The 26,064-nt window shown below is 61.3% G+C and carries 25 protein-coding genes; 15 read left to right on the top strand and 10 right to left on the bottom strand.

The genetic code is table 11. The features are described 5' to 3' along the window. On the top strand, positions 1 to 2,433 hold the full coding sequence (gene ppsA, locus ABD704_RS14355; protein WP_344700376.1) for a phosphoenolpyruvate synthase: 2,433 nt from the start codon (positions 1 to 3) through the stop codon (positions 2,431 to 2,433). A gap of 61 nt (positions 2,434 to 2,494) precedes the next feature. On the opposite strand, the gene ABD704_RS14350 is transcribed toward ppsA, so the two are convergent. After that, positions 2,495 to 3,559: a zinc-dependent alcohol dehydrogenase family protein gene (locus ABD704_RS14350; RefSeq protein WP_425565439.1), complete on the bottom strand. Its 1,065-nt coding sequence runs from the start codon at positions 3,557 to 3,559 to the stop codon at positions 2,495 to 2,497. A 690-nt stretch (positions 3,560 to 4,249) separates the two neighbouring features. Here ABD704_RS14350 and ABD704_RS14345 point away from each other — a divergent pair. After that, complete coding sequence (locus ABD704_RS14345) at positions 4,250 to 4,585, top strand: hypothetical protein (protein ID WP_344700375.1); 336 nt, start codon at positions 4,250 to 4,252, stop codon at positions 4,583 to 4,585. Between the two features lie 66 nt (positions 4,586 to 4,651). Here ABD704_RS14345 and ABD704_RS14340 read toward each other — a convergent pair whose 3' ends face one another. Then, on the bottom strand, positions 4,652 to 4,891 hold the full coding sequence (locus tag ABD704_RS14340) for a DUF6894 family protein (protein ID WP_344700374.1): 240 nt from the start codon (positions 4,889 to 4,891) through the stop codon (positions 4,652 to 4,654). Between the two features lie 286 nt (positions 4,892 to 5,177). Here ABD704_RS14340 and ABD704_RS14335 point away from each other — a divergent pair, with 286 nt between their 5' ends. Then, entirely contained in the window at positions 5,178 to 5,774 is a 597-nt protein-coding gene (locus ABD704_RS14335) for a Crp/Fnr family transcriptional regulator (protein WP_344700373.1), read from the top strand. Between the two features lie 196 nt (positions 5,775 to 5,970). Here ABD704_RS14335 and ABD704_RS14330 read toward each other — a convergent pair whose 3' ends face one another. The 4 genes from ABD704_RS14330 to ABD704_RS14315 form a co-directional block, all read right to left on the bottom strand. Then, a complete protein-coding gene (locus ABD704_RS14330) occupies positions 5,971 to 7,179 on the bottom strand; it encodes an efflux RND transporter periplasmic adaptor subunit (protein WP_344700372.1) in 1,209 nt (402 codons plus the stop codon). Further along, complete coding sequence (locus ABD704_RS14325; protein ID WP_344700370.1) at positions 7,176 to 9,533, bottom strand: ABC transporter permease; 2,358 nt, start codon at positions 9,531 to 9,533, stop codon at positions 7,176 to 7,178. The genes ABD704_RS14330 and ABD704_RS14325 overlap by 4 nt, the downstream gene beginning before the upstream one ends. Before the next feature lie 2 nt (positions 9,534 to 9,535). Beyond that, on the bottom strand, positions 9,536 to 10,246 hold the full coding sequence (locus tag ABD704_RS14320; protein ID WP_344700368.1) for an ABC transporter ATP-binding protein: 711 nt from the start codon (positions 10,244 to 10,246) through the stop codon (positions 9,536 to 9,538). A gap of 133 nt (positions 10,247 to 10,379) precedes the next feature. Next, positions 10,380 to 12,884, bottom strand: coding sequence for a cation-translocating P-type ATPase (locus tag ABD704_RS14315; protein ID WP_344700367.1), 2,505 nt, complete (start codon positions 12,882 to 12,884; stop codon positions 10,380 to 10,382). Between the two features lie 109 nt (positions 12,885 to 12,993). Here ABD704_RS14315 and ABD704_RS14310 point away from each other — a divergent pair, with 109 nt between their 5' ends. The 9 genes from ABD704_RS14310 (at position 12,994) to ABD704_RS14270 (ending at position 21,403) form a co-directional block, all read left to right on the top strand. Next, positions 12,994 to 13,902 (top strand): universal stress protein, encoded by a 909-nt coding sequence (locus ABD704_RS14310; RefSeq protein WP_344700365.1) that lies wholly within the window; start codon positions 12,994 to 12,996, stop codon positions 13,900 to 13,902. A 135-nt stretch (positions 13,903 to 14,037) separates the two neighbouring features. Continuing rightward, positions 14,038 to 16,236: a copper-transporting P-type ATPase gene (locus ABD704_RS14305; protein WP_344700363.1), complete on the top strand. Its 2,199-nt coding sequence runs from the start codon at positions 14,038 to 14,040 to the stop codon at positions 16,234 to 16,236. Beyond that, entirely contained in the window at positions 16,233 to 16,655 is a 423-nt protein-coding gene (gene cueR / locus ABD704_RS14300) for a Cu(I)-responsive transcriptional regulator (RefSeq protein ID WP_344700362.1), read from the top strand. Before ABD704_RS14305 ends, cueR begins: the two co-directional genes overlap by 4 nt. Positions 16,656 to 16,667: 12 nt before the next feature. Then, positions 16,668 to 16,946 carry a hypothetical protein gene (locus ABD704_RS14295; protein WP_344700361.1) on the top strand — a complete coding sequence of 93 codons (279 nt, stop codon included), beginning with the start codon at positions 16,668 to 16,670 and terminating at the stop codon, positions 16,944 to 16,946. Positions 16,947 to 16,981: 35 nt separating this feature from the next. After that, positions 16,982 to 17,311 (top strand): hypothetical protein, encoded by a 330-nt coding sequence (locus ABD704_RS14290; RefSeq protein WP_344700360.1) that lies wholly within the window; start codon positions 16,982 to 16,984, stop codon positions 17,309 to 17,311. A gap of 36 nt (positions 17,312 to 17,347) precedes the next feature. Further along, entirely contained in the window at positions 17,348 to 17,557 is a 210-nt protein-coding gene (locus tag ABD704_RS14285; RefSeq protein WP_344700359.1) for a hypothetical protein, read from the top strand. A 336-nt stretch (positions 17,558 to 17,893) separates the two neighbouring features. Next, positions 17,894 to 18,310, top strand: a complete 417-nt coding sequence (locus ABD704_RS14280) for a DUF2147 domain-containing protein (RefSeq protein ID WP_344700358.1) — start codon at positions 17,894 to 17,896, stop codon at positions 18,308 to 18,310. A 198-nt stretch (positions 18,311 to 18,508) separates the two neighbouring features. Continuing rightward, complete coding sequence (locus tag ABD704_RS14275; protein WP_344700357.1) at positions 18,509 to 20,098, top strand: arylsulfatase; 1,590 nt, start codon at positions 18,509 to 18,511, stop codon at positions 20,096 to 20,098. A 33-nt stretch (positions 20,099 to 20,131) separates the two neighbouring features. Next, a complete protein-coding gene (locus ABD704_RS14270) occupies positions 20,132 to 21,403 on the top strand; it encodes a class I SAM-dependent methyltransferase (RefSeq protein ID WP_344700356.1) in 1,272 nt (423 codons plus the stop codon). 50 nt (positions 21,404 to 21,453) lie between these two features. Here the strand turns inward: ABD704_RS14270 and ABD704_RS14265 are convergent, their stop codons facing one another. The 3 genes from ABD704_RS14265 to ABD704_RS14255 all read right to left on the bottom strand — a co-directional run bounded on the left by ABD704_RS14265 (position 21,454) and on the right by ABD704_RS14255 (position 23,667). Continuing rightward, positions 21,454 to 21,894, bottom strand: a complete 441-nt coding sequence (locus ABD704_RS14265) for an alanine-zipper protein (protein ID WP_344700355.1) — start codon at positions 21,892 to 21,894, stop codon at positions 21,454 to 21,456. 141 nt (positions 21,895 to 22,035) lie between these two features. Beyond that, on the bottom strand, positions 22,036 to 23,211 hold the full coding sequence (locus ABD704_RS14260) for a sulfotransferase (protein WP_344700354.1): 1,176 nt from the start codon (positions 23,209 to 23,211) through the stop codon (positions 22,036 to 22,038). Positions 23,212 to 23,214: 3 nt separating this feature from the next. After that, a complete protein-coding gene (locus ABD704_RS14255) occupies positions 23,215 to 23,667 on the bottom strand; it encodes an RcnB family protein (RefSeq protein WP_344700353.1) in 453 nt (150 codons plus the stop codon). Between the two features lie 325 nt (positions 23,668 to 23,992). On the opposite strand from ABD704_RS14255, the gene ABD704_RS14250 reads away from it, so the two are divergent. The 3 genes from ABD704_RS14250 (at position 23,993) to ABD704_RS14240 (ending at position 25,684) form a co-directional block, all read left to right on the top strand. Further along, positions 23,993 to 24,397, top strand: a complete 405-nt coding sequence (locus tag ABD704_RS14250; RefSeq protein ID WP_344700352.1) for a hypothetical protein — start codon at positions 23,993 to 23,995, stop codon at positions 24,395 to 24,397. A 242-nt stretch (positions 24,398 to 24,639) separates the two neighbouring features. Continuing rightward, positions 24,640 to 25,323: a DUF2092 domain-containing protein gene (locus ABD704_RS14245; RefSeq protein WP_344700351.1), complete on the top strand. Its 684-nt coding sequence runs from the start codon at positions 24,640 to 24,642 to the stop codon at positions 25,321 to 25,323. 1 nt (position 25,324) lies between these two features. Then, positions 25,325 to 25,684, top strand: a complete 360-nt coding sequence (locus ABD704_RS14240) for a hypothetical protein (RefSeq protein WP_344700350.1) — start codon at positions 25,325 to 25,327, stop codon at positions 25,682 to 25,684. Positions 25,685 to 25,727: 43 nt separating this feature from the next. Here ABD704_RS14240 and ABD704_RS14235 read toward each other — a convergent pair whose 3' ends face one another. Then, complete coding sequence (locus ABD704_RS14235) at positions 25,728 to 26,048, bottom strand: hypothetical protein (protein ID WP_344700349.1); 321 nt, start codon at positions 26,046 to 26,048, stop codon at positions 25,728 to 25,730. Between the last annotated feature and the right edge of the window lie 16 nt (positions 26,049 to 26,064).

Here is a 26,064-nt window from a genome sequence, read left to right as displayed (position 1 = left end):
ATGAATGAATACATCTTCAACCTGGCCGACGTCGGCATGGGCGAGGTTCCGCTCGTCGGCGGAAAGAATGCGTCGTCGGGCGAGCTCATTCGCGCCTTGTCGACGGTTGGAATCCGCGTTCCGCGAGGCTTTGCCGTATCGGCAGCGGGATATCGCGACCTCATCAGCGCCAACAAGTTGCGGGATCCGATCGCTAGAGCGCTTAGCGCGTTGAGAAAGTCCGAGACCAGCCTGTCGGCTGCAGGCGCAAGAATCCGCGAGCTCGTCGGAAACGCAACAATCCCCACAGATCTCGCGGCTGACATCCTCAGCGCTTACCGCAAGCTCGGGGCGGCCACCGGCGAGGCCAATCCGGCGGTAGCGGTGCGGAGCAGCGCGACGGCGGAAGACTTGCCCGAGGCGAGCTTTGCCGGGCAGCAGGAAAGCTACCTTAACGTTGTCGGCGAGGAGCAACTGCTGGGCGCGTGCCGCAGCTGCTATGCCTCGCTCTTCACGGATCGAGCCATCGCTTATCGCCAGGCTAAGGGGATCGACGATCTCGCGGTTGCCTTGTCGATCGGCGTCCAGCAGATGGTGAGGTCCGACATTGGATCGTCCGGCGTCATGTTCTCGCTCGATCCCGACAGCGGATTTCCACGGGTAGTGGTCATCAACGCCGCCTGGGGACTTGGCGAAGCGATCGTCCAGGGCGCCGTTGATCCTGACAAATACGTAGTGTTCAAGCCGCTGATGAAGACGTCAGGATCTCTCCCGCTGATTGAGAAGCGCCGCGGCGGCAAAAAATTAAAGGTCATTCTCGATAAGACTGGCGGGACAAAGACGGTCGACACCCTCGTCGACGAGCAGCAATCCTGGGTCTTGTCGGACGCCGACTTATCCGAGCTCAGCCGGTGGGCGCTGCTCGTCGAGGAGCATTACGGCAGGCCCATGGACATGGAGTGGGCCAAGGACGGTGTGACCGGAGAGTTGTTCATGGTCCAGGCGCGTCCGGAGACCGTGCAATCGGGTGCGGGCAGCCATCTGATCCAATACAAGGTACGGTCCAAGGGAAACTGCTTGCTCGAGGGCCAGGCGGTCGGCACCTCGATTGCGTCGGGTGAGGCGTGTGTGATTGCGAACGCCGCCAAGATCGAACGGTTCAAGGAAGGATCGATCCTTGTCACGCGCCGGACTGACCCCGACTGGACGCCTATCATGAAGCGCGCAGCTGCGATCGTCACCGAGCATGGTGGCACAACCAGCCACGCGGCGATCATCAGCCGCGAGCTGGGCATCCCGGCAATCGTCGGAGTGGAAGGTGCAGCCAGCATGCTCAACAGCGGACAGGAAATCACCGTTTCCTGCGCCGAAGGTGAAAGGGGAAAGATCTACAAGGGCCGCATCGACTTCACCCGGGAGGAAATCGATCCGGCAAAGCTGCCGACTTCGAAAACGGCGCTCATGGTCAACCTTGCCGATCCAGATCAGGCGTTCCGGTCTTGGCAGTTGCCGGCCAGAGGCGTGGGTCTCGCGCGCATGGAGTTCATCATCAGCAATCTACTGCGTGTCCATCCAATGGCCCTCGTCCATCCGGAGCGGATCAGCGATGAGGACCGTCAGACGATTGCCGAGCTGAGCATAGGCTATGCGACGCCGCGGGAATTCTTCGTCGACAATCTTGCGCGCGGCATCGCTAAGCTCGCAGTGCCTTACCATCCCGAAATTGCAATCGTCCGCCTCAGCGATTTCAAAACAAACGAATATGCCCATCTGATCGGCGGAGCCACCTTCGAGCCAGGCGAAGAAAATCCGATGCTCGGGTTCCGGGGAGCTTCACGCTATTATGATGAGCGTTACCGCGACGGCTTCGCGCTCGAATGCGAGGCTCTGAAGCGGGCTCGGCAGATGCTTGGCTTCAAGAATATCGCCGTCATGATCCCCTTCTGCCGGACGCCGACTGAAGCCGACCGCGTACTTGAAGTCATGGCCGAGGAAGGACTCAGGCGTGGCGAAGCGGGGCTCCAAGTTTACATGATGTGCGAAATTCCCTCGAACGTAATCCTCGCCCGCGAATTCGCCAGCCGCTTTGACGGATTCTCGATCGGCTCCAATGACCTCACGCAACTCGTGTTGGGGGTCGACAGGGATTCCGACATTCTCGCAAAGCTGTTCGACGAGCGAAATGAGGCCGTCACGCGGTCGATCGCTTCGGTCATTGCCGACGCGCACGCCGCGGGTATCAAGATCGGAATTTGCGGCGAAGCGCCAAGCAATGACCCCGAGTTCGCGGATTTCCTGGTCCGGTGCGGGATCGATTCCATGTCGCTCAATCCCGACAGCTTCGTAAGGACCCTCAAGTCCGTGACGGCGGCCGAGACGGGCGCGTTGTCAGGGCTTGCTGCTCAAAGGCCGATCCAAAAACCCTGTCTTGAGAAAGTCGCGATCATCGGGTGAATGAAAGGTCGCGGCCGCCTAGAAACATTGTCTGGCGCCCCGCTCTCTCGCTAGATTGAACTCACGGGACGAGGACTGCAGCTCCCTCGATTGTTCCGGCGCGCAGCCTCTCCAGCGCAACATTCGCCGCGGGAAGCGGAAACGCCGTTGTCGCCGTGTTGATGGGGATTCGCTCGGCAAGCGCGAGAAACTCCCGTCCATCGGCCCGTGTTAGGTTAGCGACCGACACGATCGATCGCTCTCCCCACAACTGCTCGTAGGGAAAGGCCGGGATGTCGCTCATGTGAATCCCCGCGCATACGACGCGCCCACCCTTGCGGACGTGCCGTAGTGCCTGTGGGACGAGATCGCCAACCGGTGCGAAGATGATTGCGGCGGCCATGGGCTCGGGCGGCGCCTCCTCCGAACTGCCGGTCCAGCTACATCCAAGCGAGCGGGCGAACGTCTGCCCGGCTTCGTCACCCGCCCGCGTGAAGGCATAGACCTGTCGATCTTCGAAGGCCGCAACCTGCGCGACGATATGTGCCGCAGCACCGAACCCATAGAGTCCGAGCGGACTACCCTCCCCGGCTGCCCTAAGCGAACGATAACCGATCAGGCCAGCACACAGCAAAGGGGCGGCCTCGACGTCCGAGAAAGATGCGGGGAGCGGCAGGCAAAAGCGTGCATCGGCCAGGCAATGGGTGGCAAAGCCGCCATCTCGCGTAAAGCCGGTGAAAACGGGATTGTCACACAGGTTCTCACGGCCCGAACGGCAATAAGAACACGTTCCGCACGCCCCGCCAAGCCATGGGATGCCAACGCGGTCGCCGACTTCGAAACCCTCGACTAAACTTCCGACGGCAATCACTGAACCGACAATCTCATGGCCAGGGACGATTGGGAGCCGCCCACGAAGGTCGCCGTCGACGACATGAAGATCAGTACGGCAGACACCGCAGGCGCGCACGCTGACGAGCAGGTCCTGCCCCGACGGTTTGGGAAGCGTCCGTTCGATAGACCGGAGTGGAGAGCCGGGGGAATCGAGCTGCATCGCGCGCATTTTGACGTCTGGAGCCGGACTGGGGAGGTCCGCCACTTCAGGCACCACACAGTTGTTGGCGAATTCGGCCGTGCGTAAGCGCATGCGTCCGCCTCAGGGGACGGCCGGCTAAGTCGGGCGAGGGACTTGGTGAGGATGGTGATCTCAGCATTGCCTTCATGCGGGCGAGTAGCAAATCCCTGGCCGCCCGAACTCGATAGCACTCCGGTCGAGATTACCCATGGTCAGTCCGGTTCGTCGGGGCATTCGGGAGGGTACGTCGGCGCTGTTGGCTCCCGGGCCGGCTGCGGTCTCTCGGGAGGACAAGGCTCGGTAAACGGACTCGGCTCCGGCGATGGGAGGCCGGACGGTTCGTCAAACGGCAGCTCTTCCGGTCGGGTAGCCATCTATCGCTCCTTTACTGGGAGGCGATGTGATCCTGAATGCTGATCCGAACCATTCGTAAGAATGCGTACCTGCCGTGCAGCCAATCCCGTGGCGGTCGCGGACGGGACACTTCCTGAAGTAAATTGTCGGCACCGAAAAAACGCGCGGGAGAAGCTGGCGAGGATAGTACAGAGTATTTGATACGATGCCGCATTCTCGGGTGCAGCCGCTTCTGAGGAGCCAATCACGGAAACACTCGAAGCGAGGCTTCAGCAGGCTCCTGACCCGAGAATGTCTCAAGACCCCTGACAGGCAGATGCACCAACGTCCGGAGAATTGCTTAGTGCATTGGCCCGGTGGTCAAGGCATGATCGGGCTTGGTTCAATAGCCGAGTTCAGGAGGAGATGATGGCCTTTCCGGGAGGTGCCGCCACTGCCACTCGAACAACCTCGGAAGACCTCGAACAATCAGCTTCGCATCGGCAACAGGCTTTGTTCGCTACGGCACATTCAACATGGCAGTGGAATGTTCGCACGCGCCCCTATCGTAAAGAGTCGCTCGACGAACTGACCTACACTGACCGGCGTTATGACGAAGAGATGCAAGCGGGCAGGAAGGCTAAAAACAGGCGTGCCAAAGCGTCACATTTTGAGTTGGCATATCGTTACGCACTCCGGGCCAGTGAACTCCGCGCCGTCGTTCAGCACGAACCGCCAATCAATCGTCGCCCGCGTTCAATCTAGTCCAGATATACGCGGTCCCGGGCAGTGGCGACAAAAGCCTAGTCCGAATATCCAGCTGCGGCGGCACTATCGGCGAACGTGCACAGCGTCCTCGAAGCCCATCGAACAAATTATCGCACCTGCTTCGTCGAGCACGTCAATCCGCTGAGCCAGGTTGATGGCTCCTTCGAGGGCATCGTGGCTGATGATTTCGCGCGCTTGCAGCAGTGCTGTGGCCTTCGCAGCCTCGATGCCGCCAAGCTCCAATCCTTCGCCGTCGATCAGGGTGTCCTCGCCGTCCCTCAGATGGAAAAAGTAAAGCGGCATGGACCTCGCCCTGCTCAATGATTCGCACTTCCTGCGAATTGATGACCTTAACCTAGGTTCACTACGATAAGTATAACCTCGTATCGGTTGCTCATTACATTCTGTGATAAGCGGGCTGCGTGCAACGTGCCGGATTTTCGTCATTGCGACCGCCCCGATGACAGACAGAAGAATCTCGTCATTCATTCGCCGGCTACGTTTTCATGGCGGTCTTAACCACGAAAGCGCTGAGGCGGTCCAGGCACTTCCTTGGCGTGTGGCTGAGCGCCCGAAGCTCTCCTATGTCGTGCGCGAAGGCGACAGGCCAAACGAAGTTTCGGTGTTGCTCGCAGGGTTTGCTCAGCGACAAAAGCATACGAGCGAGGGAACGCGCCAGATCATGGCGTTCAGCCTTCCGGGGGATCCGCTCGATTTCGAATGCCTATTTCTCGACGAAGCCGACTTCAGTGTGCAGATGGCGGTAACTGGCATGATCGCGTGCGTCCGTACCGAGGCGATCAAGTCATTGCTGCATGATCGGCGCGAACTGGGCCAGGCGATCGAGCGAACGCTGCTCGCGGATGCGTCCGTTGCCCGCGAATGGGTTGTCAATGTCGGTCGACGGGACGCCCGGCGTCGGGTCGCGCATCTCCTCTGCGAGCTATTGGTTCGAGCGAAGGCTCAACAAATAGAGACGAGTCTATTCGAGTTGCCATTTACGCAAGAGCAGTTGGCCGATGCCACTGGACTCACGCCTATTCACATCAATCGCATCTTGAGACAGCTGACGACCGATGGGGCCATTCGCCGCTCTGGCCGTATGATCACGGTTCCTGACTGGGAGCGTCTTAGGGAGATCGCGGACTTTGACGAGCGCTTTCTCCACATGAAGAGAGCGTCCTGATCGCATTACGAATAGAACCGCTTAGTATCACGCGAGCTTTTAACAGCTGCGGAAAAATACGACTAGCCGAGCTTCTTCAAAAGCCGAGCGAGCCAATCTTCGATCAGACTAGTGTCCACTGCGAACAGCGACTCAGACCGGTTCCACCAGTATCGCACCAGCTGGTGCGTTTGCTCTCTAACAAGCCCCGCCGTCCCTAGGTTCGCTGAGCGACTTTGATGCCATCGCGGACCTTGTCGCTTGGATGGAGCAAGACTTTCTCTCCGGCGCTGAGTCCGCCGAGGACCTCGGCCGAGCTATCGTTCATGTGCCCGACCATGACCTTCTTGAGGCGCGCTCGGCCCTCAGAATCGACCGTGAACACGCTCCACTCGCCTCCCGACCGGAACAAGGCGCTAATCGGGACCTTGAGGATGTTTGGCGCGGACCAAGTGACGATGCGCACGGTCGCACGATAGCCGTGGCCAAGGCGCTGGATTGCGTCGAACGGTTCGATGAAATCGATGACGACATTGACGCGCTGCTCCTCGACACCCAAGGCCGATACCTTGGTGAAGCCGTAAGGCTCTACGAGGCGAACCCGCCCATTAAGCGCGCGTTCGCCACCCCAATCTTCGATCAAGACGGCTGCTCCCGGCTTTACGCGAACTGCGTCCGAAGAGAGCAGGTCTGCCACGATCTCGAGCTTCTTCGGATCGCCGATTTCGACAAGCGGCGTGCCAGCAGCGACGGTTCGCTCGCTCTCCTGCGGCACCTGCAGAATGTAACCCGCTACGGGTGATGTAACGTTGACCGGTGCCTCGCCATTGGAAGCTGATGTAGAAGATAGCAGAGCGGCCCGTGCTGCCTCCAGGTTATGAGCCGTCGCTTCTGCGGACCGCACCGCCTCCGCTACGGCGGCGCGGCCACGGTCGCGCGCGCTTCGCGCGCGGTCTAGGCTCGCCTTGGATATGAATCCCCGGCTCGACAGATCGGAAGTTCGGGCAAAATCGCGCTCTGCAAACGCCAGCTCAGCGCGCAGCTCGGAAATCTTTTCGCGGTCCGCGGCGAGGCGGTCGTCGAGCGAGCGTACTTCGGCCTGCGCCTGGGCATAGGCTCGCGCATCAAGCGGCGCGGGTTGCATCGGCTGAATTCGCGCGAGAACCGTGGCGCGCGGAGTGACGGCCGTCCCGGGTTTCAGCGGAACGCGAAGCAGGCGGCCGGTCACGGGCGCCGAGACGACAAATAGATCGCGCACGCGAGTTTCGCCGAGATCATCGACCGTGACGGTCAGCGGTCCTTTTGACACCTCGGCAATTTCCACCGCGACGGGCGGCTTGTGCAGCGCGAACGTCACCGCCGCCGCAACCGCCAGCAAAAGCAGTGCCAATAGAATACGCGGCCCGGTTATCAGTGGGCGCTTCATTCGCGCGTCTTCAAAGCTTGCACGAGATCGAGCTTATCGACGCGGATGCGGATCAAGAGAGCGGTCGCCACAGCGGCGGCCATAACCACCAACACACCCTCGGCAAGAGTCGCGGCGTGGATGCCGAAGGGAATGGTGTAGAGATCGGCGCTGAACTGCTCCGTGACATAGCGAGCGAGCCAAATTCCGAACAGAATTCCAATCGGCAACGACAGGAGAACGAGCACGCCGAGTTCGCCGAGCAGCACAAATGCAGTCTCTCCACGCCGGAAGCCGAGCACGCGCATTGACGCAAGGTCCCGAGCTTGCTCCGACAGGCTGATCCGGGCGCTGTTGTAGACGACGCCAAGCACGATCAGCGCTGCGAGGCCGGTATTGAAGAGGGTGACGATGCCCATCTGCTGCGCAACCGTATCGCGCACGCCCTCGATGATCGCAGCTTCCGACGTCACCGAAGCGATCTGTGGGGTCTCTTTCAGCTCTCGATAGATGCGGTCGGCGAACAGGGGATCGACTTCGAGATAGGCTCCGGAAGACGTATCTCCCTCCCGCATGATGCGGTTCAGGGCTGACCTCTCCAACCGAGCGGAAGAGCCCAGTGGAGTATCAATTACCTGGGAGACACTGAGATCGACTGCAGGTCGCTCGCCTTCCGCTATCTCAGTGCGCAATGTCTCCCCGGCGTTCACGTGCAGTTGCTTCGCCAAACGGCTTGAAATGATCACTCCGGCAGCCGGCGGCTCGACAAGCCTCCCGTTCAGGTCGACCAAACGGCTGAGGTCAGCACCTGCACTATTGCTTGTCAGGCCTTCGCGGACGATCTGATGGCCGGCAATCAGCTTTGCGCCCACCGCCCGGTACGCCTCGACGCGCATGACACCGGGAATGCGAGCGAGCTCATGGATCGCGCGAGCGTCCCTTGGTTCGGCAAAAGTGACCACGAGATCGGCACGCTCCGCACGCCCGAATGCCAAGTCGATCATCTTATCGACATTGTCGGTCGAACTTGCCGACGCAATGTAGAGGGCGAGCGCAGCCGAGAGTCCAAGCACCGTCAGGCTCGTCCGCAACGGCCTGCGGAGAAGATTGCGAAGCACGATGCGGCTGGGTTCGTCGGGTCCGAGGCGCCTCGTCAGACCCGATATCCACCGGCCGGAATAGTCGGACGGCGCAGGAGGCCGCATCGCTTCGGCCGGCGTCAGCTGCGACGCCCGGCGAACCGAGATCGCCGATCCGATAAGCGCGGCCGCGACGGTCGCGGCAAGGGCGATGAGATAGCTGTCGGCGCCCGCCCGGAACTGCAAGAACGGGAACACGAAATATTGCTGGTACATCGTCGCTAGGGCGTGGCCGAGCCAGGTTCCTAAAAAGCTGCCGAGGACAAGCCCGCCTGCGGAAAGCAGGAGCGCGAGCGCTGCATAATGCCCCACGATGGCGACGTTCGAATAGCCGAAGGCCTTCATCAGCCCGATAACCTCGCGCTCGGTATCGACGAGCCGCGCGAGTACGATGTTCAGAAGGAACGCGGCGACGGCCAGGAAAATCGGCGGCAGGAGTTCGACGGTCGTGGACAGCTGGTCAATCTCATTCGAGACGAACCGGTCCGAGATCTGCAAGTCCCGGCCATATGCTCCGGTCCCGCCGTAGCGATCGAGCAGTAGATCAATGCGGCGGATCACTTCGGGCAGCGATCCTCTGGGCGCAATGCGGACGAGCGCCTCGTTGAACGAGCCTTCAAGATCGAGCGCTCCTGCGAGAGGGTCGCGGTTCATCCAGACTACGCCGTAGCGCCGGTTGTCTGGAAAGATCTGCCCGGGAGCCACGGCATAGACATATTCGGGCGAGAGTACGGTGCCGACGAGTCGCAGCCGTACCTGCTTGCCGTAGAGGAGCGCACCGAACGTTTCGCCAATTTCCAGCCGCGCGGCCCGTGCAAAGGCCTCGTTGACCACGGCCTCGTCGGGACTGTTGGCTGCGGGCAAGCGACCGCTTCGCAGAACGAGGAGGTTTAACCCGCCGAACGTCGGCAGCGAGTGGATGCGCGCGGACACCGGCTCCGCAACGCTAGGAACGTCGAGGATGGCGGTCGCGCTGACCCGCCCTTCGGCATAAGCAACCCCGGGCACGGCTCGTATCTGGGCAATCACCAAATCCGGCGCCCGTCGAACAGGCGCGAATATGTCGGCAAAGCGGTAGCGGTCGTAATAGGCGGCACGCGTCGCCTCGAGCGATCGGATCATCCCGAAAGACATCACGACCATGGCGACGCCGGCGGCGATCACCATGGCTATCGCAACCGACTGCGTACGCAGCCGCCACAGGTCGCGGAACAGCTTGATGGTCAGCGGCTTCATTCTCACCACTTGAGCTCCAGCGGCGGCTTGCGCTTGGCGTTCTGGCGTTGGCTGACAATGCGCCCGTCTGCGAATGAGACCACCTCGTCGGCCATCTCGGCAACCACTGCATTATGCGTGATGATGAAGACCGTGGTTCCGAGCTCGCGATTGATCGAGTCCAGCGCCGCAAGCACCTGCACGCCGGTGACGCTGTCGAGCGCACCGGTCGGCTCGTCGCAGAGCAGCACGCGGGGGTTCTTGGCGATCGCCCGCGCAATTGCCACGCGTTGCTGTTCGCCGCCCGACAATTGGGCAGGGAAGTGGTCGAGGCGGTCCTTCAAGCCCACCAACGCCAGCGCCTCGGCCGGTTCCATCGGCTTGTCGCTGATCTCTGTGATGAGGGCGACATTCTCCCGGGCTGTGAGCGACGCGATGAGGTTATAGAATTGAAAGACGAAGCCGACGCTCTGACGCCGGTAGAGGGTCAACTCATCGTCATTGCAGGTCGTGAGATCGAGATCATAGAACCACGCATGGCCCGCTGTTGCACGATCGAGGCCGCCCAAAATGTTGAGGAAGGTTGATTTGCCTGAGCCCGAAGGCCCGAGCAGCACCATCATATGGCCTTCGTCTATGTCGACATCGACGCCGCGAAGCGCATGCACGGCTGTGGGTCCCTGCCCGTAGGTCTTGGAGAGCCCCTCGACGCGATAGACGTGCACATTGTCCATTCGGCTGCGCCGCTTGCTCCTCCCTTCACGAGATCAGCCATTCCGATCTCCTGGTCCGCGAGTTCTTGTAGCCCGTGCAGTCCCGACTGCCGAATAGGGGCAGTTACCTAGCGATGGATCCGCAGTGCGCCGATCAGCCAATCGTGGCCGTGTATCGTCCAGGGTTCGCCGTCGTCGCTTGCCCCGACCTGAAGAAGATTCGGGCAGCAGACCAGCCGCCCGCGGCGATACCAACTGCAAGACCCACGCCTAGCTGACGCGCCGTCGGCACCGAAAAGCGCATAATCTCACGCAGTTCTGGCACCGCCAGCATCAGCAGCAAAAGCAGCGACGTGCCTGCCGTTATAAGCCACAACGTCCATCGATGATGACGTGGCGCTGTGCGGGCATCCGTGGCGAGAACCGCTGGTGCGAGCGCCAGATGACCCGCGACGAGCGCGACGAATGAAGCTGCGCGAGCCTCACCTGGTTCGGCACCCGTGCGGCTCATCCAAAGATAGAAAACAAGGATACCGACCAACAGAATCGCGCCTTGTAGGGCGGCCATCGCGATTTGCGCCGATCCGAAAAGCGGCTCACGGGCGTTGCGCGGCGGTCTCGTCATCGCACTACCTTCGCTCGGCTCCGCCTCAAACACGATAGAACAGAGAGGGTCGATAATGAGCTCAAGAAGCACTAGGTGCATAGGATACAATATCGGTGGAAGCCCGAGCAGGAGCGGCAACAAGGCCAGTCCTGCGACCGGGATATGGATGGCTGTGATGTAGATCATGGCACGCCGGAGATTGGTGAAGATCCGCCGGCCCAATCCAATTCCGATGATGACGGAGGCAAACCGGTCGTCAAGAACGATGAGGTCGGCCGCTTCGCGCGCGACATCGGTTCCTCGCTGACCCATCGCGATGCCGACGTCCGCTGCGGCGAGCGCCGGCGCGTCGTTCACCCCATCGCCGGTCATCGCGACGACGTGGCCTGCTCTCTGAAGCCGGCGAACGAGCATCAGCTTCTGCTCCGGCATCACCCGCGCGAAAATCCTGAATCGCGAAATGTCTGGCGCAGTCTCAGCTTCCGAGCCGCTCAGCACGCCTGCGGCCGTATCGATGCCCGCCTCGCGAGCAGCGGCGAGCGCGGTGGCCGGGTAGTCACCGGTAATCATAGCCACGGTAACGCCCGCCTGTCGGGCTAGACGAAGCGCCGGAGGCACGTCCGATCGCACCGGATCTTCGAACCCAAGCAGCCCTTCGAACTGGTAATCGACTTCCCTCGGCTTCCGCTCGGCAGCTTTATCCGTCCTTGCCGTTGCGACGCCAAGCACGCGCATTCCACTGCTTGCCATATCGTGGATGGCCTGCTCCGCTTTGGTGCGGGTACCCTCGTCCAGCCGACACAGGTCGAGGATGGTTTCGGGAGCACCTTTCGCCGCGTAAACGAGCTGACCCTTAGTGTCGGTCCTCCAGACCTGAACGACTGCGAGGAACTGGGGGCTGAGTGGATAGGAACGGACCAGGTCGACGCCTGAACGGGGGCCTGCAGCCGCATGAACCGCAACGTCCATCGGATCGTGCGGCTGGACTGCCGATGCAAGCTGCGCCGCCTCAATGACAGTCCGAGGCTCGTCCAGAAGCTCGTCGGACAGCTCATGGCCCTGACCGGATCGCCAGATTGTGCGGAGAGCCATCCGGTTCTGAGTAATTGTGCCGGTCTTGTCAGCGCACAAGACAGTCGTCGCTCCTAACGTTTCAATGACAGCTGAGCGCCTCACCAAGACGTTGTGCTTCGCCATTCTCCAGGCGCCCAGCGCCATGAATATCACGAGCACCATCGGAAATTCTTCAGGGATCAGCGAGATCGCAAGCGTCAGCCCGCTGAGCGCACCTTGAAACCAGTCGTGACGTACCAAGCCGTAGGTGACCGCGACCACGACGCAGAACAGCAATGCGAGAACACCCAGACGGCTGATGAGCCATCGTACGTTCCGTTGAACCAGGGTCGGTTGTTCCTGGATATTCTGGAGCGCGGCTCCGATTTGACCGATGCGGGTGGCCATCCCCGTGCTCGTGACCTGCGCGAGTGCCTGGCCACGCAGCACGAGCGTTGAGGCAAATACCTTGGAGCTGTCCGATTCTGTCGGATTTTGATCGGCGCTTGCGGCTATCTTAGTGCATGCCGCGGCTTCACCCGTCAGGGTGGATTCGTCGACCTCCAGCGCGTTCCCTTCGATCAGTAATCCATCGGCTGGAATGCGTCCGCCTTCGTCAATCAGAACGATGTCACCCGGCACCAATTGCGTGGCTGCAATCGTAACAAGCACGGAGTCTCTCATCACCCGCGCTCTCGGCTCCGCGAGGGCGTTCAATGCCGCAAGTGCTCGCTCGCTGCGGGCTTCCTGCGCCACCACCAAAGAGAGTGAGAGCAGAGCGCCGGCAGACAGGAAAATGCCCTCCGCGAGATCACCAAAGATGAGGTAGAGGCCCGCCGCGGCCACGAGCAAAAGGAACATCGGCTCGCGAAGCGTCTCACGGGCAATTCTGCCTACGCTCCTGCGTTCCTGCCGCGCGATCGCATTTGGGCCGAATTCGGCCAACCGCTTCGCAGCCTCTTCGCTTGTCAAACCAGAGAGCAGTGCCCGATCGGCCATCGCCGTCACCTAGTCTCGCTACTGTGCATCCGGATTAAGGGATACTCCTGATTCTGGTTGGCCGTCGAAAGGACGAGTGATGCCGTCATCTCGACCTACGGAGGGCACAATGTCTCAGCGACAACTAGTGATGGAACACGAGGGCCAGCCGGTGAAGGCTCAAACCCCTCCTGATTCCGGCATTAAAACAATCCTTCTCCACGTCCTCGACGATGAGTTCCACGACCAGCGGATCGAGACAGCACTCACACTCGCTCGCGCGGCTTCGGCGCATGTTTCGTGCCTGCACGTTACGCCGATAGAAGCCTATGTCGCCTACGAGAATTTCGGCGGCGTGTTTGTCATGCAAGACGTCATGCGCAAACTCGATGAACGCAATGCCGATCTCGAGTTGCGGGTGACGAAGCGCTTCAAACGCGAAGATGTCAGCTGGGACTATGAGAACGTCACCGGCAATGTCGCCTCGATCCTGCTCAGCCGCGCTTCTCTTTCCGATATCCTCATTTCATCGCGCCAGCCGGTGCGCCGCGACTTCGCCGGACCCACGGTCGGGTTTCTTGGCGACCTGCTGCACCGCTCCCGCACGCCGCTTCTGATCCCCGGCTCGGACGGCAACGCGTTCGATCCCACCGGATTGGCGCTGATCGCCTGGAGCGGAAGTGTCGAAGGTGCGAATGCAGTTCGCGCCTCGGTGGGTCTGCTGAAGCTCGCGAGCAATGTGCGTGTCCTCCAAGTGCCGGAAACCAAGCAAGGCCCGAAAGATTTCCCTGCGACCAAACTCCTCGAATATCTTTCGCGTCAAGGAATCCATGCCGAACTGATGGTCGAACCTTCGCCAACGGGCGACGTCGGCCATGACGTGATCGCAGGCATGATCGTCGCCGAAGCCAAAGGCGCTGGGGCGGCCTATGTCGTGATGGGCGGATACAGCCACACGCGCGTGGGGGAATATGTCTTTGGCGGAGTAACACGTACGCTACTCAAGGATTGCCCCATATCGTTGGTCATCGCTCACTAACGAATCTCTGAAGCCGTGAATCAGACGATCGCCCTCGTTCGAGGGCAGGTTTCGGGTGGAAAGCCGCCATTAGATTGCGCTCATAGATCGCGCGCTTGACCTTGACATCATGTCAGGGTGCACAACGTTTTAATCATGAGTCGAAAAGAGCACGAACACGCCCACTGCGGGCATCACTGCCACGATCATTCGGCAGCGCCCGAAGTTCACCTGGAAGCCCCACCGGGCAGCGTCTGGACCTGCCCGATGCATCCGCAGGTCAGACGCAACGGACCCGGTCAGTGCCCAATCTGCGGGATGGCGCTAGAGCCGCTCGAGCCCACGTTGGACGAGGGGCCGAACCCTGAGCTCGTCGACATGACTCGGCGCTTCTGGGTGAGCGCCGCACTCTCGGTTCCGCTGCTGGTGCTTGCGATGGGGTCCGAGTTGTTCGGCTGGGAACCGCTCCCGATGCGCGTGTCAATGTGGGCGCAACTCGCCCTTTCCACGCCAGTCGTGCTGTGGGGCGGGTGGCCATTCTTCGACCGCTTCTGGGCATCGCTCAGGACGCGGAACCTCAACATGTTCACGCTAATCGGGCTCGGCGTCGGTGTCGCCTACGGATACAGTCTGGTTGCAGCCCTCTTCCCTCAGGCCTTTCCGAATTCCTTCAGGACGATGGGTGGAATGGTCGCGGTGTACTTCGAATCCGCTGCCATCATAACCACCCTGGTCCTTCTTGGTCAGGTGCTGGAGCTGCGGGCACGTTCGGCTACCGGCAAGGCAATCCGAGCGCTGCTTGGCCTCGCTCCCAAAACGGCGCGTCGAGTTGATGCGGATGGCAGCGAGACGGACGTCCCGCTGAATGACGTACATGTCGGAGACCTTCTGCGCGTGCGACCGGGTGAGAAGTTGCCGGTGGACGGTGAGGTCGTGGAAGGCCGAAGTCCCGTCGACGAGTCCATGATTAGTGGCGAACCGGTGCCGGTGGAAAAAGGGACCGGCGACAAGGTCATTGGCGCAACCGTGAACGGTACGGGCATGTTGCTTGTGCGCGCTACGCGCGTCGGCAGGGACACGGTGCTTTCCCAGATCGTCCGCATGGTAGCGGATGCTCAGCGCTCCCGTGCGCCCATCCAGAAGCTCGCTGACAAGGTCTCGGCCTTCTTCGTGCCGGCCGTGGTGATGACGGCCATTGTCACGTTCGGGGTGTGGGCGCTGTTCGGGCCGGAGCCGCGTCTGAGCCACGCTCTCGTGAACGCTATCGCCGTTCTCATCATAGCGTGCCCGTGCGCTCTCGGTCTCGCCACACCTATGTCCATCATGGTCGGAACGGGTCGCGGTGCGAGCGCAGGCGTACTCGTGAAGAATGCCGAAGCGCTTGAGCTGACCGAGAAGATCGACACCCTGGTTTGCGATAAGACCGGCACGCTCACGCTCGGCAAGCCAAAGCTGGTCGAGGTGATACCTCAAGGGGGGATCAGCGCAGATGAGCTGGTACGACTCTCCGCTGCACTCGAACGTGGCAGCGAGCACCCGCTTGCCGCAGCTATTGTGGAAGGCGCGCTGGAACGCGGCCTGGGTGTGCCTGCCACGACGGACTTCCAGTCGCACACCGGGCGCGGGGTTTCGGGGACCGTCGAGGAACACAAGGTGGCTTTGGGCAATGCTGCGATGTTGGCCAGCGTAGGTGCCGACCCAACCCCCCTGCAGAGCGAAGCGGACCGCTATCGCAGTCAAGGACAGGGCGTGATGTTCGCAGCAGTCGACGGCAAGCTGGCTGGGCTACTTGTCGTGGCGGACCCCATCAAGGAAAGTGCAGCAGGCGCGATTGCCCAACTCCACAAAGAAGGCATCCGCGTCGTCATGCTCACCGGGGACAACAGGCAGACAGCCGTAGCGGTCGCGAAGAAACTTGGCATCGACGAAGTGATCGCCGAGGTGCTTCCCGAAGAGAAGCAAGCCAAGGTCGCTCAACTCCGTCGCGAGGGACGTCGCGTGGCCATGGCTGGTGACGGCATCAACGATGCGCCCGCGCTCGCCGCAGCAGACGTGGGGATCGCCATGGGAACCGGAACTGACGTGGCGATGGAAAGCGCGGCGGTGACGCTGGTAAGAGGAGACCTAACTGGCATCGTTCGCGCGCGTCGATTGAGTCGAGCGGTAATGCGCAACATCCGCGAGAACCTGTTCCTGTCGTTCGTCTACAATGCGGCCGGCGTGCCCATCGCAGCGGGCATCCTCTACCCTTGGTTCGGCATACTCCTATCGCCCATCATCGCGGGGGCTGCGATGGCGCTGAGCTCGGTTAGCGTGGTTGGGAACTCGCTGCGGCTCAATGGCGTGCGGCTATGAAGATCGGTGAGGCGTCAGCCGCGAGCGGCATCAGCGAACGCATGATCCGCCACTATGAAAAGATTGGTCTCATCCCGGCCGCGGCTAGGCGAGACTCCGGTTATCGCGACTATGACGAGCGGGACCTGCACACGTTGCGGTTCATTGGCCGCGCTCGTGACCTCGGGTTCGCTGTGGAGGAAATCCAACGGCTTTTGGAGCTGTGGCAGGACCGCAGCCGGGCGAGCGCGGATGTTAAGGCTTTGGCTCTCGCTCGGGTTGCGGAACTCAAGCGGAAAGAACTGCTGCTTCATGAGATGCGGCGGTCGCTCCAGCACCTCGCGGCAAGTTGCCACGGCGATGACCGTCCGGACTGCCCCATCATTGGTGGGCTGGAAGGCAAACCAGCCGCCCTGTCGACGCGTAAGGTTGCCAACTGAAGGAGCAAGATGATGGCTACTCAGTCGATCACCACGCACAGGCTAGATGTCCTGCGTCTCGCACTTACTGGTGCAATCACAGCAGCGGTCGTGTTCGCCCTTTGTTGGTTGGGAACACTCGTTCCCTTCTCTAGCCCAACACACGCTTACATCCGCCTGTTCACGCCTGCCGAGATCAGTTCCGACGCGGCGTTAGCGCCAGGTTTGTGCTGGTCCTTCCTCTTCGGAGGACTCTCGGGCGCGGTACTCGCAATCGTCTACAATATCCTCGGCCCACTCGGACGGAAGTGATTGTGACCATTGCCCGTGAGGCGTAGATAGAGCCAATGAGCATCCTTGGTAGACTGCTGGTGCTCCTAGCGGTGTTGCTGATGCCAGTTGGCATGCAGCCCGCTGCGGCATCTGCGCCTGTCGCCCATCTTCATACCATGATGGCCGGAACTCCCACGGGACAATGCCCGGCGCAATCGAACGGCCATCGACACAATGATGGCTTGGCAACGTGCTCAATGGTGTGCGGATCGACATTGCCTGCGCAGGAGCTGGCGAGAGATGAGACGCACTTCAAGGATCATCAGCTCGTTTCACCGGTGCCCGCGCAGACATTGCATGGCATATTGCTGGAGATTGCCACGCCACCTCCCAAGCTAGCCTGAGCTTCGACACAGACACGCGAACTCAGGAGAACAACCATGATGATGTTGATTGCAGCGGCTGTCGCAGCCGCCCAGCCCGCACCAGCGGCTACCACTACTCCGCCACCCCATGCTCATGCACAGCACCAGCAGATGGGGCACATGAGGATGAGCGAGAAGGAAATGGCGGACTGCCACAAGTGCTGCGAAGAAATGATGGCCAAGATGCACAAGGGCCATGCGGAGCACAGCGGCCATAAGTCCTAATAACCCGTAAGAACAGTAGAGGCGTCGGCGCTGATGGCGGCGGCGTCTCCTACCGCCACGGTCCACTAAATGCCTCGATTAGCTAATTGCCGACATCAGTGACGTAGCGAGACAGAAACTTCCCAATGACCTGAGTGCCCACCATTCATGGCGGGTGCACCAGTCCCATGCGCGCGCGGACCCAGCTGCGGCGGCGCTCAACTCCGTCATTACCCCTATGTTGGCGGGCCACTGACCAACCTAGTCATCGCCCGAGCTACGGCAACTGCGGGACGCAGACGGGCTAATGACTCCAGGCGGCACGCAGCCCTCTGGGTGTGCGAGACAGGGGGAACGATGCGCCATTTCACGATATTCGTGCAGTTTGCCGCCGTTACGGCGTGCTTCGCCTGTTCCCCTGCGGCCTTTTCCCAGGCGAGCGCCCAGGACCTGGTTCTGCGCAACCCCTCGAACAGCGTCCATGTCCGTATTCATCGCTGCGGCAAAAGTCGTTGCGGAACGGTCGTATGGGCGAACGAAAAGGCCAAGGCGGATTCGGCCCGCGGTGGGACGCCTAAATTGGTAGGCACGGAGCTGTTCCGGGAGTTCCATGAGGTTAGCCCGAAAGTCTGGAAGGGAAAGGTCTTCGTCCCCGATCTCAACAAGGTCTTTACCGGAACCGGGACCGTCAAGGACCAGAACACCGTCGTGGCCCGCGGATGCCTTTTTGCGCGCATCGGCTGCAAGTCGCAGACTTGGACGAGGGTAGAATAAAGCCGTCGGCCGCCATCGTCCCTGCGGGTTTCGCCGTTCGTCCGCTCGGCGCGTTCGTAGCTAGCTTCCTTTGCCAACGTAGGGACTTTGACCGATGTTTGCGGTCGGAACGCTCGCCTAGCTCCGCCCCGACGCTTGGGCTGAATGCGGATTCGCGTGGTTCGGCAGCTCCGGCGCCTGCGCGAAACGGAGAAACACATGTCTGCGAAGAAACCCAATATCCTTATCCTCTGGGGCGACGATATCGGTATATGGAACGTCAGCCACTTCAGCCGTGGTGCGATGGGCTATCGCACGCCGAACATCGACCGGATCGCCGAAGAAGGCGTTACCTTCACCGATTACTATTCGCAGCAAAGCTGCACGGCGGGCAGAGCCTGCTTCATCTGCGGCCAGAACCCCATTCGCACCGGACTGACGAAAGTCGGAATGCCAGGAGCCAACGTCGGCCTGCAGAAGGAAGATCCGACGATCGCGGAACTGCTGAAGCCGCTGGGCTATGCAACGGGCCAATTCGGCAAGAACCACCTGGGCGACCGCAACGAATATCTGCCGACGGTGCACGGCTTCGACACGTTCTTCGGCAACCTCTACCACCTCAACGCCGAGGAAGAGCCCGAACTTCCGGATTATCCGAAGGACCCTGCCTTCTTCGCGCAGTTCGGCCCGCGCGGCGTGCTGGATTGCAAGGCGACCGACAAGGACGATCCCACGATCGATGAGCGTTTCGGCCGGGTCGGCAAGCAAACGATCGTCGATACCGGACCGCTGACCAAGAAGCGGATGGAAACGGTCGACGAGGAGATTACTGCGCGCGCGATCGCCTGGATGGAAGAGCAGGTCAAAGCCGACCAGCCATTCTTCCTCTGGTACAACTCCACCGCGATGCACTTCCGGACCCACGTCGCCGAGAAGAACCTCGGCAAGAGTGGGCAGGATCCATACAGCGACCGCATGGTCGTCCATGACGAGCAGATCGGCGAAATTCTCGACAAGCTCGACGAGCTTGGAATCGCCGACAACACGATTGTCATGTACTCGACCGACAACGGGCCAGAGAACGACACTTGGCCGGATGGCGCCAACACGCCGTATCGCGGCCAAAAGGATTCGAACTGGGAAGGCGGCTGGCGCGTCCCTTCGTTCCTCCGCTGGCCGGGCAAGATCAAGGCGGGGTCGGTGCTCAACGGTATCGTCTCGCACATCGACATGCTGCCGACCCTGTTGGCCGTTGCCGGTGCTGACCCGGACGACGTCACCAAGAAGCTGCTGACGGGCTATAAGGTCGGCGATGTCACCTACAAGGTGCACCTCGATGGCTACAACATGCTGCCGTACGTCACCGGCAAGGTGAAGGAGAGCCCAAGGAAGTCGCTGGTCTACTTCAGCGATGACGGCGAGGTCGTCGCGGTGAGAGTCGGCGACTATAAGTTCAACCTCGCGCTTCAGCGGGCCAACACGATGGCGCAGTGGGCCGAGCCGTTCGTCAAGCTTCGGTTGCCGCACATCACGAACCTGCGTCGCGATCCGTTCGAGCGCGCCGATTTCAATTCCAACACCTATTGGGATTGGATGGTCGACCATGCTCCGCAAATGTATTTGATGCAGGGGGTCATCGCCGAACAAATCGAGGGCTTCGTAAACTTCCCGCCTCGGCAGAAGCCGGCGTCGTTCAACCTCGATTCGGTGATGGAGCAGGCGCAGGCCATGGGCAAAGCCGCACAGTCTCCAAGGCCGAAGGCGGACCCGACGCCGGCGTCAAAGAGGCAACCGGAACCGGCGAAGTAACGACCTACCGTGGATGGACCTGGTTACGTACCAATGGCAGCGTCCGACGAGCATATCGCCGGCGCTGCCATTGGCGCCGGTGTAAGGGCATTCTACGATGAGCACCCCTATCCGCCTCCGGTAACCGATCTCACCGGCTACGCGCGGACATGGGACGACAGACGGCGCCGCGTCGAGGCGCATTTGCTGTGGCCAGGCGAACCTTATCGCGACGATCGCACCATATTGATCGCCGGCTGCGGAACGTCGCAAGCCGCGAAGCATGCGCTCCGCTGGCCCAGAGCGCGCGTGACCGGGATCGACTTCAGCCAGTCCAGCATCGACGCCACGGCGAAGCTCAAGCGTAAACACAGCATCCACAATCTCGAACTGCAGCAACTATCGATCGAACTTGTTGGTGAACTCGGTCGCAGCTTCGATCATATCGTGTGCACGGGTGTGCTTCACCATCTCCCCGATCCTGCGACCGGGCTTCGCGCCCTGGCTGACGCGCTTCAGCCAGACGGCGCCCTGCAGTTGATGCTTTACGCGCCTTACGGTCGCACCGGCATCTACATGCTTCAGGACTATTGCCGCCGCCTCGGCATCGGCACCGGCGTCGCGGACCTTCGCGACCTAGCCGAAAGCCTGAATGCGCTGCCCCCGGATCACCCACTCGTTCCATTGCTTGGCAAGGTTCCGGACTTCCGCACCCCGGCCGGCCTCGCGGACGCGTTGCTCAACCCGCAGGACCGCGCTTATTCGGTGCCGCAAGTCTTTGAGCTGCTGCGGTCGGCAGACCTTGAGTTCGCGAGATGGGCAAATCAAGCGCCATACCTGCCGACGTGCGGGGCGATGGTTCGCTCACCTCATCGACCGCGGATCATGCGGCTGCCCGCCGAAGAGCGGTACGCCGCACTCGAACTCTTCCGGGGTTCGATGATCCGGCACAGTCTGGTGGCGTACCGGCGGGATCGCAAACGTGACCGTCAGGTGGTCTTCGAAGGTGAGAGCTGGCTCGACTATGTGCCGATCCGCCTGCCGCGGACGATCATGGTCGAGGAACGCCTACCCCCGAACGCTGCGGCGGTGCTGATCAACCAGGGGCACACCTTCACCGATATCTACTTTCCGATCGAAGCGCCTCAGCGAGAAATCTTCGAGCGCATCGACGGTGTGAAAGCGATCGGCGACATCGCCACAAACGAGGCGGAGCGCCAAACCGCCCGCATATTGTTCGAGCAGCTTTGGCATTACGATCAGGTCGTGTTCGATACGTCGGCACTCCGCGCGGCACGAGCGCGCCGATCTAGTCGCGGGATGTGAATAGGGCTGCCGGAAAGGCAGCCCTATCGATCAGACCTAACGCAGCGGCGTTAGCCCTTCTTGGCCGCTTTCTTCGAATGCGACTTCTTCGAATGCGCCTTCTTGGAATGCGACTTCCTCTGGCTTACATCGCGCCACGTCTTGTGCGCATGGTGGTGCTCCAGGTGAGCCACTTCGGCCTCGACCTTGTCCAGCCGCCCGTTGGCGCGCGCCGCGTCGGCGGAGGCGGCCTGCGCCGCACTACCGGCCTGCTGAGCCGCGCTTCCGGCCTGCTGCGCCGCGCTCATGGCACCGTCCGCCTTCTGCGAGACTTCGTTCACACGGCCTTCGAGAGCGCCGAGCCTGGAGTCCGTCTGGTCGACACGGGCGTTTACGGTCGCAACCTGCTTGTTCACATAGTCTTCCGTCGCGCACGCGCTGAGGGATAGTCCCCCGACGGCAAGCACCGAGGCAAGCAGTACATTCCGGTAGGCAATGTTTGATTTGCGCATGATCGCATCCTTCCTCTCAAAGAAGGCCCTCATGCCTCGGCGTAATGCGCTGCGACATCCGCATTAACCCCTAAGTTAATACGTGATGAACCGCGGTCTGCGGGGATACAGAACTCAGGTAAATTCGGTAGCGGCTGTCGATCAGGCGGCGCTGGAAGCACGCCGGGAAATCTCCGGCGTCATCTTGCTCAGGCCGTCGTCGCTCTTTCCGCCCAGCCAATGGCTAAGATCTCGGCCGATCAGCTTCGCCAGACCTTGCACATCATCGCTCAGAAGTTCCCGGATTTCCTCTTGCAGTTCCGGCGGCAGATTGTGTGTCTTCACCACTCGCTGGTTCCACTTCAGCAGTTTGCGCCGGGCCCGCGTCAGCGCGCGCTCGATCAGCGAGCTAGGCTTGGCCGGTGCGGCGGCAAAGCGGTACTTGAAGGATTGTCCCGCGAGTGCGTTCTTCGTAAGAAATGTCGGCCGCTTCAGAAGCCGCTGAAGCCAGCCATAGCGAAAGCTGCGCGACGGCCGGTTTACACTGAAGTCACGGAATCCGTCATCCTCAAGCCCGAGAAATTCCAGCAGCTCGAGATAGGTGCTGGTGGGATCGTTCTGCAGATCGTCGAACAGTATGACGTGACAGTTCTCTCGCCCAACCGTCGCGAACATCCGGCGGACATGCTCGCCGAGCCGGGCTACTTCGAGATATTGAAGCTGGCGCGCATCGATGCAGCTGCGCGGTATGCTGCGTCCCTCTCGCCGCGCCTTCTGGAGACGCCAGGCGCTCGCGAAATCTTTGACTACCTCGTCGCCCTGAAACAGCAGTCTCTGGTGAACTGATGGCAGCATCGCGAACGGGTCGCGAAGAGCGATGATGAACTTCGCGTTCGGCCAAACCTTGAGCATGGGCCGCAGCCGCTCAGGCGCGTAAAGATACGATACCGATCCTTCAGCGAGTAGCTCCGTCGCGGCCTCCCGGTGCGGGAAGAACCGGTCGACATAAAGCTCCATGAGCATCGTCGGAACTTCGGCGTCCGATGCGTCGCGCAGATCGGCAAGCGTGAAGAAGTGTGGCTCTTTGATCTTGGAAAAGCAGACCTCGGGCCGACGTCGCAACCATCGCGCGTAGGTCGTCGTTCCACAGCGCGGCGCGCCGACAATGCAAGCCAGAGGCGGCAAGCCGGCAATGCGCTCGCAAGCGCGCCCATTGTTCGACGCACCCAGCTCGACGGGTCGAGAATCCCGGTCCGGCGTCGGGCGCGGCTGTTCAGGCTCGCGAGGCTGAAGCATCACCGTCGAAATCCCACGCGGTCCCCCCACCGTTGTAGGCATCGATCACCCGAATACTCCGTATCGTATGTCTACGACGTTGCCCGTGGCAAGGTTGACCAGCATCAAATCCGGACCGTAGCGAATCCATTGATAATTCGGCGGGGGCGCCATCAGACCCAGTGCCGCGTAGCCCGCATAATAATAGGCCGGCGTCAGGAAGACGCGCGCCAACGGACGGCCGACCGTCCACCGGTGATAGCTGTAGCCATGCGGGTAGTGATAAACGCCGCCATGAACCACCGCTCGGTTCCAATTGCCCGGATGATAGACCGGATGACCCGCCACCGGGCGATGATAATTTGCGTGACCGTGGCCGGTGCGTTTGACGGTCGTTGTCGATCGATGAACGGTCGTACCGCTCCTGTGCACTGTGGTTGATGAACGGTGGACGCGCTGCGCGGAGGCGAGCGACGGGACGGCCAGCAACGCCACCCCGAGCAGGAAGAACTCTTTCATTGTCTCTCGCCTTTCGGGTCGGATTACATGTCGTGCTTATATCAGGACAGAAGCAGCGCACCCGCCATTAGGAGAAATCCCTAGTCAGACATGCTTTCGCTGATTTGAGCTCAGGAAAGACGACCGACTGTTCACTTCTTCTGGAAAGAAGGGGCGTTGCGAGAAGCGCACCCCAAAGCGATTCAAAGACCTCCGAATGCCGCATCGCGCTCGGTATTTCGCCCGATGGCCCTCGCATGCGAAGGGCCTTCAAATAGGGCTGGCCGAAATGAACTTCGGCGTCCCTGCCGAAGGAGGCTGTCGTAAAAGTCTGCAACTTCAGGCCATGAGCGTTCAACTTGAGCGTCGGCGCTTGCTCGCAGTCACGGCGATCCTGGAAGCTGCAACGGGACTGGCACTCATTGCAACGCCGGCTATGGTCGCGACGCTCCTCCTAGCAGCTCCATTGGACAAGACCGGAGTGACGGTGGCGCGCATAGGCGGAGCCGCACTTATCGCTCTTGGCATCGCTTGCTGGCCAAGCAGATCGTCAACTCGGGACGGGCCCTACTTGGGGATGCTGGTTTACAGCGTGCTCGCGACACTCGTGCTCGCGGAAGTGGCGATCAGCGGGCAAGGCGGCGGGAAGCTCTTGTGGCCGGCAATCGTTCTTCATGCGATATTGTCCGGACTTCTCGCCCTGGCGCGTTTCGGCGGCGCGAGGCCAGACAGAGCTCCAGCACCGCTCTAAGGCCTGTTCGTCCCGTAACTACGGATAACCACCGATGGTCGCAGGGCGCGCCAGGCCCGACTTGTGCGCATTCCCGAGCTGACGTTGCACCCGACAGCGCTGGCCCGCGTGATGGAGAACAGCTCATGACCTGCAGAACTCTAAGTCACGGATCACCTGTCGTTGCGGCATTACTGGCGGGGAGCATTCTGTGGTCCGCGCCGGCTCTGGCCCAAGCCCAGGACGCGAGCGCGAAACAAATTTTGAAAACGATGTCGACCTATCTGGCGAGTCAGAAAGACCTGTCCGGCAGCTTCGACGCAGCGCTGGACGTGGTGACGCCGCAGCTCGAGCGCGTGACCTTCAACGCATCCGGCACGTTGCTGCTGGCGCGCCCCGGCCAGATTCGAGCGACGCGCAAGGGTGGCTATGCCGATATGGAACTCGTTTCCGACGGCACGACGGCGACGATCATCGACCGGTCAAGCGGGTCGTACGCGCAGGCCAAGTCGCCTGGAACGATCGACGGGCTCATCGACATGATCCGAACGGGTTATGGAATGGACATGCCCGCTGGCGACCTGTTGATGACCAACAGTTACGACCGGCTGATGGAAGGGGTCGTCGAGGCCAAGCATATCGGCCTCGGCGTCGTTGACGGCTACGACTGCGAGCATCTCGCCTTCCGCAACAAGGACACGGACTGGCAGCTTTGGGTCCGGACGGGCGACCGCCCGCTACCCTGCAAATATGTAATTTCCAGCAAGACCGTCGTCGGCTACCCGACCTACACGATTCAATTCCGCGATTGGTCGACAGGACGCGCCGCTGCGGCCAACGCATTCCGCTTCACCCCGGCCGCGGGCGCCAAGAAGGTCGGCTTCGATCAAATGTCGGCAATCGGCGAGCTACCCCCGCCCGCAAAGAGCACCAGTGGAGGACAGTGAGATGACTTTACGCCTCGGAAGACCAGCCCGCCTGGCGTTGGGCGCCGCGACCTTTGTCGCTCTCGTCGCTGGCGATGTCCGCATTAGCCTCCAAACCGGATTGTCGCTGGGCACGCCAGCTCATGCGATCATCGGCCGACCGCTGACGCCAATGAGCTACGCAGGCGTGGCCCGCAGGTCGACATACCGGGCCGTCGGCTATGGCGCGGCGGGTTACGGCGCGGTGGGTTACGGTGCAGCCGCATACGGCGCGGCTGTGGCCGCTCGCCCCGTCTACGTGGAACCCCCCGTCGTTGTGGTTCAACCGACCTGTGTCGACACCGTCGACGCTTATGGCGTCGTCACACGGGTCTGCCGCTGATCTCCACTAGGCGCAACGCCGGCGCGGCGCCGGCGAGTGGCCTCTAATGCTCGAACTCCGGCACGAGGTCGGGGGCTGTCTTGCTGCTGCTCAGTAGAGCCCGAAGAACCGTCAGCCGGTCTTTCTCAGGCCCTTGCACACGGCGGAAACGTCGGCTGTCCCACCCGCAATTGCCGCAGTTGCACGGCCCGCCCAAGTGGCACTCCGGCGTTACGTCGAAAAGGCGGACGCTGTATCCGTCGCCGATCTTCCGGACCGACTGGACCCGGTAGAGCCGCCCGAGTCGGGGCATGGTCTTGCTCTGCTTAAGAACCGGCGTGGCGTCGATGCATTCCACGACGTCCAACGCTTGCAGATCACACATCTCCCGTCACTCCAGG

The organism is Sphingomonas limnosediminicola (genome assembly GCF_039537965.1).
Taxonomy (GTDB): domain Bacteria; phylum Pseudomonadota; class Alphaproteobacteria; order Sphingomonadales; family Sphingomonadaceae; genus Sphingomicrobium; species Sphingomicrobium limnosediminicola.
This window is presented reverse-complemented; position numbering and strand designations above follow the sequence as displayed.